Here is a 12,734-nt window from a genome sequence, read left to right on the forward strand (position 1 = left end):
TCCAAACACCACCACTTTTTGCAATGAAGAAATACCTCGCCCTGCTCGCCCTTTCCGTGTCGCTGACCTCCGTCGCCACGGCCCAGCAGGACCCCAAGGCCGGCAAGATTCTGGACCAGATGAGTGCCAAATATCAGGCTATGAAGGCCTTTAAGGCGACCTTTACCCAGACCCTCGAAAACGACGCGGCCAAGGTAAAGGAGAACATAAGCGGTGATATCACGGTAAGTGGCCAGAGGTTTCGGTTGAAAATCAGTGGTCAGGAAGTCATCAACAACGGCCAGACCATGTGGACCTACATGAAGGCCGAAAATGAAGTAAACATCTCTGACTACGAGCCCGAAGACCAGGAAATTTCGCCTTCCCAGATTTATACCCTCTACAAAAAGGGTTATAAGTACGCCTACGTGCAGGAAGCCAAGGAAGGTGGTGAGATGGTGGACGTGATTGAACTCTCGCCGGAAGACCGCAACAACCCTGTGTATAAGGTTCGTTTGAAGGTGGGCAAGACAGATAAAGCGGTGAAAAGCTGGCAGATGTTCAAGAAGAACGGTAACCGCTACACCTACAAAATCAGCAAGTTCCAGCCCAACGTGCCGGTAGACGCCACTACCTTCAACTTCGACAAGACCAAGTACAAAGGCGTAAAGGTGATTGATCTGCGTTAAGCAACGCCTCTGCCAAGTTGGCTGGCCCGCTTCTACCTGATGGTGGAGGCGGGCCGGCTTGTTTTGGGGAGTAGGCTGGGTCAGTCAGCATGTGTCACCTTCAAAAGATGCGAGCCGCCAGGCAGCTCTTTCATGGCCCCGGTTGGCCGCCTCCCGAAACCAGAAACGGGCGTCGGCCGGGTTGGGCACTGTATCCCAGCCTTCCTCGGCCCACCGGCCCAGCAGATACATGGCATTGGCTTCATCATGCTCCGCTGCCTGCTCTAAGTAGTGGCGGGCTTGAGGGAAATCCTCTTCAATGGCATATTCTACGCCCAGTCCGGTAGCGGCTTTATAATCACCGACGGCTAACGCCCGACGGAACCAGCGCATAGCCAAGGCACTATTACGTCCGCCATTTATGCTGCGTTGGTAAAGACGCCCTAATTCCCGCATGGCGGTTGCGTTGCCAAGTCGGGCACTACGGCGAAACCACTTCCTAGCCTTCGCATAATCTGGCTCAACGCCATGCCCCCAGTAATAGTAAGTGCCTACCGCGTACATAGCTTCAGGGCAGCCCGCCCTGGCGGCTACGCTGTAGTACCGACGAGCCGTGTTTGGGTTCTTGGTCACGCCTATGCCATTGTCGTACAGAACGGCCAAGTTGAAACAGGCCAGTGGATGCTGCTCCGCTGCCGCCCGATGCAACCAGTGCGCAGCTACTTCCGCATCCGGCGGTACTCCCCATCCTTCATAGTACACCATGCCCAGCATACTGGCAGCACTGATGTTTCCCGCTTCGGCGGCAGTCAGTAACAATTCAGCGGCGCGGCTGGCGTAGCAGGTGCGGCGGTTATTAGCAAAACGAGCCCGGTAAAAATACATGATGGCCCGCTGGGCAATGGCGGGTAAAAAACGGTTATCGAAAGGAGTGCGGGGCAATAAAAAGCAGATTGAGCGTTGCGAAATCTATAGCAAGGTATAGGAGAAAAAGTATCTTTAACCGTCTGATTACCAAACTTACCTCGTGACCTGATTTGATTTTATCTACCGCTATGCAGGAAGATTTCCTTCACTATGTCTGGCAGCACCAGTATTTCGATAAAGCGGAACTACAAACGGAGGACGGACAGCCCATTACTGTGCTACGCCCCGGGCACCGCAACTCCGATGCCGGCCCCGACTTCCTGAACGCCCGCCTGCGCCTGGGCGAGGTGGAATGGAACGGGGCCGTGGAAATTCATCTGCGGGCCTCTGACTGGCACCGCCACCAACACCAGACCGACCCCAAGTACGACCAGGTAATTCTGCACGTGGTGTATACGGCCGATGCGTCGGTGCAGCGCACCAATGGCTCCATGATTCCGGCGCTGACCCTGGCTCCACGGTTGCCGGCCAGACTGTTGGCCGCCTACGAGCAGCTGCAGAACCAGCCGGTGGAACGATTGCTGCCTTGTGCCCCCCTACTACCCCAAGTATCGGAGCTGACGCGGACCATGATGCTGGGCCGGGTGCTGCTGGAGCGGGTGGACCAAAAGGCTGACCGCCTCACCGAGCTGCACACTCAACTTGCCCACGACTGGGAGGCCACGACCTGGCACGCGCTGGCCGCCGCCTTCGGCTTCCAGAAAAACACCGAGCCGATGAGCCGCTTGGCCAAAGCAGTTCCCTTGTCGCTGCTCCGCCGTCACCGCCACGATGCCCACCAGCTGACTGCCCTAGTGCTGGGGCAGGCTGGCTTTCTGGACGATGCGCTGCCGGACGACTACAGCCGGCAACTCCGCACCGAATACGAGTTCCTGCGCCATAAGTACAACCTGCATGGCACGGCGCTGGCTGCGCATGAGTGGAACTTCCTGCGGCTGCGGCCTGCCAACTTCCCCACGGTGCGCCTGATACAGCTACTGGCCCTGCTGCATGTCCGCCCCATGCTGTTTGATGCCCTACTCACGGCGCAAAGCGTGCGGGCTCTGGAACAGTTCTTCGGCGCGCCGCTACCTGATTACTGGCAGACCCACACCCGCCCCGGCAAACCGGGCAAAACGGCCCCGCTGGGCCGTAGTAGCGTACACCTGCTCATCACCAATCTGGTAGTGCCGTTGCGGGTGGCGTATGCCCGTTCCTTGGGGAATATGGAGCAGGTGGAAGCGGCCGTGAGCCTGCTCGACCAGCTGCCGCCCGAGCACAATCACTACACGGAAGAGTACGAAACAGCCGGCTTCCGCAACACCTCCGCCGCCGATTCGCAAGCCTTACTAGCTCTGCAGCGGGGCTATTGCGCGTCGCGCCACTGCGTGCACTGCGGTATCGGGAGTGCGCTGTTACAGCGCAAGTAAGCCCGGGAGTTGGATGCGGCGGTTACCTTTGAGGCGAGTTTAACCAATTCGCCTTGTGCTGCCGAAAGTTCTTCTTGCGCTGAGCCTCAATGCCGGGCTGTTGTGGCTGTTGCTGCGCTGGCTGCCGCGTGTGCGGCAGTTGCCGGTAGTAGGCCGCTGGGTGCTCCCGACGCTGGGCCTCAAGCTGGTAGCCACCGGGTTGTCGGTACTACTACTGAGTGAGGACGCCAAGTACTTTCTGCTGTGGGCGGCCCGCCTGAATCAGCAGCTCTGGCTGGCTCCGGGGCAGTGGCTACACATGCTTTTTACCGATGCCTTCGTGTGGGACAGTTGGAAGCTGGTATTTCATGGCTTTTCCAACACGCTGTTCATCATCAAACTGCTTTCCGTCCTGAACCTGGCCAGTTTGGGCAATGCGCTGCTGAATGGCTGTTATCTGTCGTTATTCAGCTTTATGGGTAGCTGGGAGCTGATACGACAGTTGCGGCTGCGTTGGCCGGCCGCCGCGCCGGGGCCCGGGGTAGTTGCCTTTCTGCTTTGGCCCACGGTGGTATACTGGACTTCCGGCCTTACCAAGGAAAGCTTGTTGGTGGGTAGTGGGGCATTGGTGCTGGCCTTGGTCATTCAGTTGGGCTACGGCAAGTCCGGTGCCACAGGCCGGGCCGTGGTGGCATTGTTTGTTGTCAGCCTGCTGCATTTCAAGATGCGCTATTTCTTCGCGGTAGTGCTTTTCGGGACGCTGGCGGGGCTGGCCCTGATTCTGGTGGTGCAGCGTTTGGAAGGCGCACGAAGCCGTTTGGCGCAAACGGTACTTATGCTGCTACTGCTGACGGGTGGCGGGTGGGCGGCCAGTGAAGTCAGCCCCGTGTTCCGGGCCAACAAATTCACCTCCCAACTCCAGCGCAACTACTCCGATTTGCTGAAGTCGTCCCGGTACCGGCCCCATCTGGAGTACCCTGCCTTGCAGCCTACTACTGCCAGTGTCATCCGGCACGCGCCGTTGGCCGTGGCCAGCACGTTGGCGCGGCCCTGGCCGTGGGAAGGAGGTACCCTGCTCTACGTAATAGCCGGGCTGGAAAACCTGGGGCTGCTGCTGGTGCTACTGCTAGCGGTGGTGGCTGTAGTGCGGCAGCGGCCCGGGCGGCTGCCGTTTGCGCTGGTGCTGGCTCTGTTGGTATACTGCTTGGTACTAGCGTCCCTGTTGGGGCTCACCACGCCCAATCTGGGCACGCTGAATCGATACCGCGTCACGTTTCTGCCGTTTCTGCTGCTGCTGGCGCTGCAGAACGAATATGCTGCCCGTCTGCTCCGGCGCTTCGGGCTGTAAGCAGCTGTTGGGCCGGAATCGGTAGAATGCCCGCAACCACCCGGCAACCCGTATCTTTGCGGCTGATTTTCTGAAAACTCACCGGCCACCTGCTGGTCGCTTCTCAATACCAATGGAAAACCCCGTAATCATCTTGGGCGCGCAGGCTGTTGGCACCGCTGCCCTCGATGCCTTTCAAAGCAACGACGTAGTAGTGTACTGCCTGCTCGATGACAAAGCCGAACTGCAGAACACCGAATTGAACGACGTGCCCGTGATGGGCAACACCGACGACAAAGAGCTGCTCAAGCTGTTGGGCAAGAAGTGCGAAGTATTTGTGGCCACCGAGGATACGGCCAGTCGCCGCAGCCTCACCAACATGCTGCGCGAGGAATACACCGTAGCCCCCGTAAATGCTATTCACCAGCGCGCCAGCGTTTCGGCGCACGCCTGGCTGGGCCACGGTAACCTTATCGGGGCCAACGCCGTGGTAGCCGGCACCGCCAAACTCGGTGACGGTTGCATTGTGGGGCCGAACGCCGTGCTGGACGTGAAAGTGGAGGTGGGCGACTACGCGCAGCTCGGGGCCGGGGTCATCCTTAATGCCGATGTGCAGGTAGGCGAGCTGGCCTTCATCGGGGCTGGGGCCGTAGTAGTGGCCGGGGTGAAAATCGGGGCCAAAGCCCGCGTCGGGGCCGGCTCCGTTGTTGTAGCTGACGTTCCTGCCAACCAGACCGTATTCGGCAACCCGGCGCAGAAAGTATAGAGCCAAGAACTCAGACGATAGGAGTGACAATTAAGCTCATACTGATGAAGTATCAGTTCTCACTTCTAACCTCTCATTTCTATAAATTAAGCATGGACTACCTCGTTCTACTGTACTACTGTTACACGCCCATCGAGAATCCGGAGCAGTTCCGGGAGGAGCACCATCGGTTGTGCTTGGGGCTGAACCTGCTGGGCCGCATCATTGTGGCTGCCGAGGGGTTGAACGGCACCGTATCGGGCCGCCGGGAGGATTGCGAAGAATACATGCGTCTGGTGAAGGCCGACCCGCGCTTTGCTACCCTGGAGTTCAAGGTGGAAGAGGCACCGGCCCACACCTTCCAGAAGCTGCACGTGCGCGTGAAAGCGGAAATCGTGCATGTGGGTTTGCCGCACATCAAGCCCTATGAGCGTACCGGCATTCATCTCTCGCCCACCGAATTCCGCGACCTGAAAAACCAGGACGACGTGGTGGTGCTCGACGTGCGCTCCGACTACGAGCACAGCCTCGGCCGCTTCAAAAACGCCGTGACGCTGGACATTGAGAACTTCCGGGAGTTTCCGGAGAAGGTGCAGGAGCTGGAGCAGTACCGGGGCAAGAAAATCCTGACCTACTGCACCGGCGGCATCAAGTGCGAAAAAGCCTCGGCCTTTCTGCTGGAACAAGGTTTCGAAGACGTGTACCAGCTGCACGGCGGTATCATTAAGTACGGACTGGAAGCCGGCGGCGAGGATTTCGACGGTAAATGCTACGTGTTCGACGGCCGCGTGGCGGTGGAGGTGAACAGTATCAACCCCACCGTCATCAGCCAGTGCCACCACTGCCACACGCCCTCCGACCGGATGGTAAACTGTGCCAACCCGCATTGTAACGCCCACGTACCGCTCTGCGAAGCCTGCGGCCAACAATTGCAAGGTGCCTGCTCCACCACCTGCCAGACGCACCCCGACAAGCGAGCCTACGACGGTACCGGCAACTACCCCAAGGTCAGCAACCACTACAGCCCCGAGCAGGGGTTGATATCCTACCGTGCCCCTTCGGGAATTAAGTATTAAGAATGAAGAATTGAAAATGCCTGCTTTTAAAGCGTACGAGCACAATAACAGCCAGTGCGTTTTGAGAGCATTCACGTTTGATTCCTGCCACTTTTAATTTTTAATTCTCAATTTTTAATTCCCTAAAATCCCCCCACCCATGCCCATTGCCGAATCGGAGCTGATCCTGAATAAGGACGGCAGCATTTACCACCTGAACCTGCAACCCGACCATATTTCTGACACCATCATCACCGTGGGCGACCCGGAGCGGGTGCCTTCCGTGAGCCAGCACTTCGATTCCATCGAAACCCAGATCCACAAGCGCGAATTTGTGACGCACGTAGGCTACTACAAGGGCAAGCGCATCACCGTTATTAGCACCGGCATGGGTACTGATAACATTGATATTCTGATGAATGAGCTGGATGCGCTGGTAAATGTGGACCTCGTGACGCGCGAGCCCCGGCCGCTGGAGGAACGCATCAATCTGCGCATCATCCGGGTGGGTACCAGCGGCTCGCTGCAGGCCGATATTCCGGTGGGCTCCCTGCTGGCCTCGGAGCACGCCGTGGGCCTCGACTCGCTGATGCAGTTTTATCCGCTGGTGGAAACCGGGCTGGAAGTGGAAGTGGCTACCGGAATTCAGAAGGCGCTACAGCTCGATTATCGCCCGTACTGCGTGCGCGGCTCCGATTTGCTGCGCGAGCAGATCGGGTTTGATATGGTGATGGGCAACACGCTCACCTGCCCGGGCTTCTACGGCCCCCAGGGCCGCGTGCTGCGCCTCGATCTGCGCCTGCCCACCCTGATTCAGCAGTTCCAGCAGTTCCGCCACCAGAGTGCCGAGGGCGAATTCCGTCTAACTAACTTCGAGATGGAAACGGCCGGCTACTATGCTCTGGGCCGTATGCTGGGCCACGAGGTACTCTCCCTGAACGCCATTGTGGCCAACCGTGCCACCGGCGAATTCGCCACCAATTCCGACGAAGTCGTAAATAGCCTCATCCAGAAAACCCTGGACCGTCTCTAATCACGAATTTTCACTACGTGCATAAAGCAAAACAGCTTGCCGAAAGGCAAGCTGTTTTGCTTTAACTGGATGACAGAAACGAGAACGGTGTCGTCCACAAAATCCGATCAATCCACTGTAATTCGAGGAAATCTGTGGTTAGTAGAAGTCGAAACTTACTACGGAGCGCAACGGCAACGCAATACCTGATTTAAGGGTTAGGTTTTCCTCATGGGTAGCCCAGACGGTGGTATATACACGCTTGGTACTGCCATCGGCCGTTTGAAAATAGATGTCGAGCTTGCCGTGATAGGCATTGCCCAGCGTAGCAGCCCGCTCCGCATCGAAACGGCGGCGTTTCACTTCCAGCGGGTCAGTCAGCACGTCTTCAGTCGGAAAATGTAAAGTCGGAATCAATTCCTTATCGATGGTTTCAATAGAGGCATCCGTCGGTTTGAGTTCGGGTATCATGGTCTTGTCGGGAAAAGGTGGCGGTGGCAGTTGCAACCAACCGCAACATGTGAACTACCAGATGGGGAAACGATGAAGTGCCGGCAGTTACCATTTATGATATCTGCGGCAGATATTCCTACAGGTTTACGCAAGTATCCCAGCAAAAGTCTACCCATAACCGTGCCCGGTTCGCCGTTTTAATGCTCTCAGGCCGGCAGCACACAGATACTGTGGAAGTTAAAGCCCAGCCAAACCGTCCTATTAATTTACAGGATTTCGGCCAGAAACGCCATGGTATCCACCCCGTCGGCGTAATCGGTTACGCTGGGCTGCTGGGCTCGGCCGAACGGAAAGCTGCCCGGATATAGTCCGCCGCCCGACACCAGGCATTGCGTCTGGGCCGCCACATCAGTTAGCTGGTCGAGCAGGTCTATTTCGTTGGTGTAGGCGGCATGGTGCAGCACCGAAATGGGGGAGACGAGCTGGGCGCTGGGCGTCAGCAGCAGAAAGCCCGAATCAAGGTGCGGCACGCGGTTGACCAGCAGGATGCTCTTGTTGTAGTCGTAGTTGTTTTGGTAGCGGTTGTGCTCCAGCACGTGGTGCCAGGGCTGCAGGGCATCGAGCAGCGGCGTGAAATCGTACCCTTCAGGCACGTATAGCTTGCTCACGTTGCGGCAGCCCAGCCCGTAATACCGGAAAATGTCCTCACCCAGCAAACCCAGGTCGTGGTCGGTTTCGCGGCCGGTGAGCACGGCCAGGCTGGTGCGGTTGCGACGGATGATGTTGGGCTTCTTGCCGAAGTAGTACTCAAAGTAGCGGGCCGTGTTGTCGGAGCCGGTGGCAATGAAGGCATCGGCCGCATTGAGTCGCTCGGCCAGTTGAATCCGGTCGGTGAAGCGGGGCTCCAGGCGCGTCAACTCGTCCAGCACCCAGCGCATGAGTACCGTATCATCTTTGCTGAGTTTGGCCAGCAGTTGGTGGCCCGATAGCAGCACGCACAGCGCATCATGAAAGCCTACCAGCGGAATGTTGCCAGCCATGACTACCCCAATCAGGCGCGGGGTGGTAGGTTCCGGGGGGTAGCGGCCGGCCCAGGTGCGCAGCGCATCTTCCTGTAATAGGTGAGCAATGCCGTGCAACGCTACCAGCACGTTGGGGCGGTCGAACCAGTTGTTCTGGTTGCGGGCGCGGGCGGCCAGTTCGGTCAGCTCTTCGGCGTGGTCAACGGAAACCAGGGCCGTGAGGCGCTGGCCCAGGGCTACGAAAGCGGCAAGGCGGTCGGCGTAAAGCATAGGAGCGGGGGCGGGATAAAAGCCGGAAAGCAGAAAAACAAAATCAGCGCCGCGAAATTACTCAACTGTGTACGGCTTATTCCTAATTTTGCCCGACCGCATCCTGCCTTCGGCGGCTTGCGTACTCTCCCTGATTCGATTTTCTACTTTTTAACGACGACCAAGGCTATGGCCATCATGATAACCGACGAGTGCATCAATTGTGGTGCCTGCGAACCGGAGTGCCCGAATACGGCCATTTACGAAGGTGGGGCTGCCTGGCGCTGGGCCGATGGCACCAGCTTGAAGGATGTGCAGCAGGACGGAGGCAAAGTGGTGTCGGGCGTGGCGCCACAAACGCCTGTTTCCGACGAGTACTACTACATCGTTTCGGATAAATGCACCGAGTGTGTGGGTTTTCACGAGGAGCCCCAGTGCGCCGCCGTCTGCCCCGTAGACTGCTGCGTAGACGACCCCGACTACCGCGAGTCGCAGGACAAGCTGCTCAGCAAAAAGCAGTGGCTGCACCAAGAAGCCTAAATCACGGATTTAGATGGATTTTCCGGATTGCACGCATTTTTGCATTCGGGCTGTTCAACAAAAAAGCCTCCTGAACAGGAGGCTTTTTTGTTGGGTATGGATTGGCGGGCCGCCGACACTTATTAACTTAATCTGCGGTCGGGCTAAGCGCCGAAGTGGAGGGTGCGGCCGGCGGCCTGTTCGTGGGCCAGCAAAGCCAGAAACTCGTGGCGACTGACTTCCTCAGCCCCCAACGCGGCAAGGTGGGGTGTCAGCTGCTGAATATCGAGCAGACCCACGCCTTGTCGGCGCAGGGCATCGGTCAGAGCCAACAGGGCCAGTTTGGAGGCGTTGGGACGATAGTGAAACATACTCTCACCGGCAAATACGCCCTGCACGGCCACGCCGTAGAGGCCGCCCACCAGCGTGGGGCCTTCCCACACCTCCACGCTGTGCGCGTAGCCGGCCTGGTGCAGGGCCGTGTAGCCGCGCAGCAGCTGGGGCGTAATCCAGGTGCCGTCTTGGCCGGGGCGGGGCTGCTGCCGGCAGGCGCGCATCACTTGTTCAAATGCCTCGTTGAAGCTGATGCGCCAGGTTGACTGCCGTTGTACCCGCGCCAAGGAACGTCCTACGTGCAGCCGCTCCAGCCGCAGAATGCCGCGCCGGGGAGGGCAGAACCAGGGTAGCACCGGCCATTCTGGTACCGGCCACGGAAATATACCGAGGCTGTAGGCCGCCACCAGGTTTTCGACAGTGGCCGCTCCGCCCGCCAGCACCAAGCCCTCCAGCGAGTCGTCGGCGGCCGCATCGGGGTCGGCGGGGAAGGGCAGGAGCATCAGGTGCCGCAGTTGAAATATTTGTCGTAGGCCGACTCGGGGATGAGGCGGAACTGGCTCAGGAGCTTGATGGGCCACTTCAGCAGTCGGATCAGCTCGTAGTTGTTGGGGTAAGAGCGGAAGGTAGTGGGCGGCGTGGCCACAATCTGGTCGAACTCCTCACGGGTAAGACCCAGGCGCTTGATGCATAGGTCGATGACCTTCTGATCCTCAATCTTATTGACGTGGGTGACGCGCTCCAGGGCCACTGCCCGAGGCATCTGCCCCGAACGCACCAAGGCTGAGTAGTTGAACAGGCGTCGGTCGATGTTGAACTTGGTGCGGTTGAGGTAGTAGATGACGCTCTGGTACAAATCATCGAAATAATGGGCCCCGGGGTTCACCCAGTCCAGCTCCCGCTCCAGCAGCTGGTCCACGTCGGCGCGCACGTAATCGACGTGGTAGAGCAGCGTCACAGTTTTGATGCGGCGGATAAAGGCGTAGTAGAACATTTCCTTAATATCCAAGTGAAAACCCGGGTCGGCGGGTTTCCAGGGTCGTAGCGGCACTGTACCAAACTGCTTGTGCACGGCCTTTAGGTACTTGCCATCGAGGTAGTTCCAGCTCAGCGGGGCAATGCCCTCGGTGCGGAACGACTGCCCGATAACGATTCGCTGAATGCCTTCTTTGGCGGCTACGCCGTACAGGGCCGTGGCAATGCCCACGTCGGTGCCTTCCTCCATATCGGGCACGGAGGCCTTCAGGAAGGCAATTTTCAGGTCCTTGGATTCGCGCCAGTCGGAGGTGATAGTGCGCATTTCCACGCCCAGCTTGCGGCAGGCCTTGGTCATGTTCTCGCCTGCCACGGGGTTGCCGAAGCCGTCGTTGAAGTGTACTGCCAGCGGCCGCAGCCCCAGCTTCACTACGCAGTACCAGAGTGTAAACGAGGAATCCCGGCCTCCGCTGACGCCCAGCACGCAGTCGTACTTTTTACCCTGACCCAGCTGCTTGATGTCGGCCACCATTTCTCGCACGTGGCGCGCCCCGGCTTCCCCCAGCGGAAAAGCCCGGTCCATTTTATTGTGTAAAGCGCAAAAATTGCATTCGCCCGCCGCATCGAACTGAATACCAGGGACGGTCGTGTCCATGATGCAGCGGGTACATTGTTGGTAGGTGTTGGTCATATGGTCAGGAACAGGGGCAGTCTGGCGCAGGCACCGGAAAAACGGCGCGGGTTGTGACGCACCAGAGAAATACGAAACAAGAGGTACGCTACGCGGATAGCTTATCGAAGGCAAAGCCCTTGCGCTGCAGCATCTGGCCGATCTGAGTGCCCTGCTCGGCGCGTATCGGGCGGGGTAGGTCGGCCACTACCAGGTCGCCGGCAAACTCGTTGAACTTGCCCTGGGCCCGGATGCCGCTGGCATCTACGGCCAGCGAGCAGCCCACGCTCTTCTTGCCCTCGTAGGGGCCGCCCACAATGTACCCGACGGAGGTAGTGCCTACCACCGATACGTTATAGAGTTGAGCCAGAATAGAATACGGCTTCACCCATTTCTCGCGGTAGGGGTCGTGCTCCTCGGTGATAGAATAATCCACCGTCCAAGACGAGGGCGAGAGGATGAACTCGGCCCCCATGCGGGCTAGCGTGTGGCCGATGGGTAGGCCGTCGAGGAAGTTATCGGCGCAGATGTTTACCCCAATTTTACCCAGCGGCGTATCCACCACGTTCAGCGTCTGGCCCACGGCGTAGAAAGGCAGCTCTACTTCCAGTAGGTTAATCTTGTGGTATTTGCAGATGATTTCGCCCTGCGGGTTGATGAGGATGGCGGCGTTGTAGTTGCGGCCATCAGGGGCGCGCTCGGTGAGGCCGGCGCAGAGGTAGAGGTTGTGGCGCAGCGCGGCCTGGCAGAGCCGGTCGGAGTAGGGGCCGGGAATGGGTTGGGCCTCGGTGAGGGCGCTGGGATGCGTCCAGGCAAAATCGAGGGTTTCGGGCAGCAGCACTACGTCGCACTGGTGCGTTGCGGCCTCGGCAATCATGCGCTCGGCCCGCTCCAGGTTGCGTTCCGGCTCGCCGCCTTCTACCAGCAGCTGGCCCATGCCCACCCGGATGGAGCCGGCGAAAGTAGCCGCCGCGGGAGCCGGAGCAGCCAATGCCGCCGTGGCCGCCCGGGCCGCCGAAGTTTTACGAAAAGGAAAGAGAGCCATACGCACGCATCAACAAAGGGTAAGAAAACAAGAAAAGTTAACTCAACTGAACTGGTGGGGCGGGGGTGGGACAGAGGGCGCAGGACAAGCATGATCTGAACCGGGCGCTGCCGGGCGAATTTCCCAAGGCGGACGGCTCAACGCAACGACATAAAGGCAGTCGGATGAGATGCTGAAAATAAAGTTCCCGGACCGAATAAACCTTTAAGCTCGTCATTAGTCGGCCGCAATTTACGGGGAATATGCGGGCTGTTGAATAAAATCTGGAATCTTGTTCCGACCACAGAACCGGTAGTTCGTGGCAACCTGGTGGCTGCGCCGCGCGGCAGCCAGCGCGAAATGCCTACTTTTGCCGGTATTCTGCACT

13 protein-coding genes are annotated in these 12,734 nt (G+C 58.6%); 7 read left to right on the plus strand and 6 right to left on the minus strand.

Going from position 1 to position 12,734, the window contains the following annotated elements:
• The first annotated feature begins 23 nt into the window (after positions 1 to 23).
• Entirely contained in the window at positions 24 to 668 is a 645-nt protein-coding gene (locus tag HSW_RS10465) for a LolA family protein (protein WP_044001881.1), read from the plus strand.
• Between the two features lie 84 nt (positions 669 to 752).
• On the opposite strand, the gene HSW_RS10470 is transcribed toward HSW_RS10465, so the two are convergent.
• Complete coding sequence (locus HSW_RS10470; protein WP_155832918.1) at positions 753 to 1,589, minus strand: tetratricopeptide repeat protein; 837 nt, start codon at positions 1,587 to 1,589, stop codon at positions 753 to 755.
• Between the two features lie 95 nt (positions 1,590 to 1,684).
• Here HSW_RS10470 and HSW_RS10475 point away from each other — a divergent pair, with 95 nt between their 5' ends.
• From HSW_RS10475 to HSW_RS10495, 5 genes are all read left to right on the plus strand, one after another.
• Positions 1,685 to 2,983, plus strand: a complete 1,299-nt coding sequence (locus HSW_RS10475) for a DUF2851 family protein (RefSeq protein ID WP_155832919.1) — start codon at positions 1,685 to 1,687, stop codon at positions 2,981 to 2,983.
• 55 nt (positions 2,984 to 3,038) lie between these two features.
• Entirely contained in the window at positions 3,039 to 4,310 is a 1,272-nt protein-coding gene (locus tag HSW_RS10480; RefSeq protein ID WP_155832920.1) for a hypothetical protein, read from the plus strand.
• A 112-nt stretch (positions 4,311 to 4,422) separates the two neighbouring features.
• Complete coding sequence (locus HSW_RS10485) at positions 4,423 to 5,055, plus strand: NeuD/PglB/VioB family sugar acetyltransferase (protein WP_044001885.1); 633 nt, start codon at positions 4,423 to 4,425, stop codon at positions 5,053 to 5,055.
• 92 nt (positions 5,056 to 5,147) lie between these two features.
• Positions 5,148 to 6,110 (plus strand): oxygen-dependent tRNA uridine(34) hydroxylase TrhO, encoded by a 963-nt coding sequence (trhO, locus tag HSW_RS10490; RefSeq protein WP_044001886.1) that lies wholly within the window; start codon positions 5,148 to 5,150, stop codon positions 6,108 to 6,110.
• Positions 6,111 to 6,249: 139 nt separating this feature from the next.
• A complete protein-coding gene (locus HSW_RS10495; RefSeq protein ID WP_044001887.1) occupies positions 6,250 to 7,122 on the plus strand; it encodes a nucleoside phosphorylase in 873 nt (290 codons plus the stop codon).
• Positions 7,123 to 7,260: 138 nt separating this feature from the next.
• Here the strand turns inward: HSW_RS10495 and HSW_RS10500 are convergent, their stop codons facing one another.
• Positions 7,261 to 7,572 (minus strand): hypothetical protein, encoded by a 312-nt coding sequence (locus HSW_RS10500; protein WP_044001888.1) that lies wholly within the window; start codon positions 7,570 to 7,572, stop codon positions 7,261 to 7,263.
• A gap of 248 nt (positions 7,573 to 7,820) precedes the next feature.
• Positions 7,821 to 8,846, minus strand: coding sequence for an acyl-CoA reductase (locus HSW_RS10505; protein WP_044001889.1), 1,026 nt, complete (start codon positions 8,844 to 8,846; stop codon positions 7,821 to 7,823).
• A gap of 168 nt (positions 8,847 to 9,014) precedes the next feature.
• Here HSW_RS10505 and HSW_RS10510 point away from each other — a divergent pair, with 168 nt between their 5' ends.
• Positions 9,015 to 9,365, plus strand: coding sequence for a 4Fe-4S dicluster domain-containing protein (locus tag HSW_RS10510; RefSeq protein WP_044001890.1), 351 nt, complete (start codon positions 9,015 to 9,017; stop codon positions 9,363 to 9,365).
• A 143-nt stretch (positions 9,366 to 9,508) separates the two neighbouring features.
• On the opposite strand, the gene aat is transcribed toward HSW_RS10510, so the two are convergent.
• The 3 genes from aat to HSW_RS10525 all read right to left on the minus strand — a co-directional run bounded on the left by aat (position 9,509) and on the right by HSW_RS10525 (position 12,367).
• Positions 9,509 to 10,180 carry a leucyl/phenylalanyl-tRNA--protein transferase gene (gene aat / locus HSW_RS10515; protein WP_044001891.1) on the minus strand — a complete coding sequence of 224 codons (672 nt, stop codon included), beginning with the start codon at positions 10,178 to 10,180 and terminating at the stop codon, positions 9,509 to 9,511.
• On the minus strand, positions 10,180 to 11,343 hold the full coding sequence (locus tag HSW_RS10520) for an N-acetyl sugar amidotransferase (RefSeq protein WP_044001892.1): 1,164 nt from the start codon (positions 11,341 to 11,343) through the stop codon (positions 10,180 to 10,182). The genes aat and HSW_RS10520 overlap by 1 nt, the downstream gene beginning before the upstream one ends.
• An 88-nt stretch (positions 11,344 to 11,431) precedes the next feature.
• Entirely contained in the window at positions 11,432 to 12,367 is a 936-nt protein-coding gene (locus HSW_RS10525; protein WP_081768362.1) for a carbon-nitrogen hydrolase family protein, read from the minus strand.
• Positions 12,368 to 12,734 lie beyond the last annotated feature (367 nt).

The organism is Hymenobacter swuensis DY53 (assembly GCF_000576555.1).
Lineage (GTDB): Bacteria > Bacteroidota > Bacteroidia > Cytophagales > Hymenobacteraceae > Hymenobacter > Hymenobacter swuensis.

Excerpts from the sequence above, each read along its gene's own strand:
- HSW_RS10465 (WP_044001881.1), top strand. The coding sequence starts at position 24 with ATGAAGAAATACCTCGCCCTGCTCGCCCTTTCCGTGTCGCTGACCTCC.
- HSW_RS10485 (WP_044001885.1), top strand. The coding sequence starts at position 4,423 with ATGGAAAACCCCGTAATCATCTTGGGCGCGCAGGCTGTTGGCACCGCT.
- trhO (WP_044001886.1), top strand. The coding sequence starts at position 5,148 with ATGGACTACCTCGTTCTACTGTACTACTGTTACACGCCCATCGAGAAT.
- HSW_RS10495 (WP_044001887.1), top strand. The coding sequence starts at position 6,250 with ATGCCCATTGCCGAATCGGAGCTGATCCTGAATAAGGACGGCAGCATT.
- HSW_RS10500 (WP_044001888.1), bottom strand. The coding sequence starts at position 7,572 with ATGATACCCGAACTCAAACCGACGGATGCCTCTATTGAAACCATCGAT.
- HSW_RS10505 (WP_044001889.1), bottom strand. The coding sequence starts at position 8,846 with ATGCTTTACGCCGACCGCCTTGCCGCTTTCGTAGCCCTGGGCCAGCGC.
- HSW_RS10510 (WP_044001890.1), top strand. The coding sequence starts at position 9,015 with ATGGCCATCATGATAACCGACGAGTGCATCAATTGTGGTGCCTGCGAA.
- aat (WP_044001891.1), bottom strand. The coding sequence starts at position 10,180 with ATGCTCCTGCCCTTCCCCGCCGACCCCGATGCGGCCGCCGACGACTCG.
- HSW_RS10520 (WP_044001892.1), bottom strand. The coding sequence starts at position 11,343 with ATGACCAACACCTACCAACAATGTACCCGCTGCATCATGGACACGACC.
- HSW_RS10525 (WP_081768362.1), bottom strand. The coding sequence starts at position 12,367 with ATGGCTCTCTTTCCTTTTCGTAAAACTTCGGCGGCCCGGGCGGCCACG.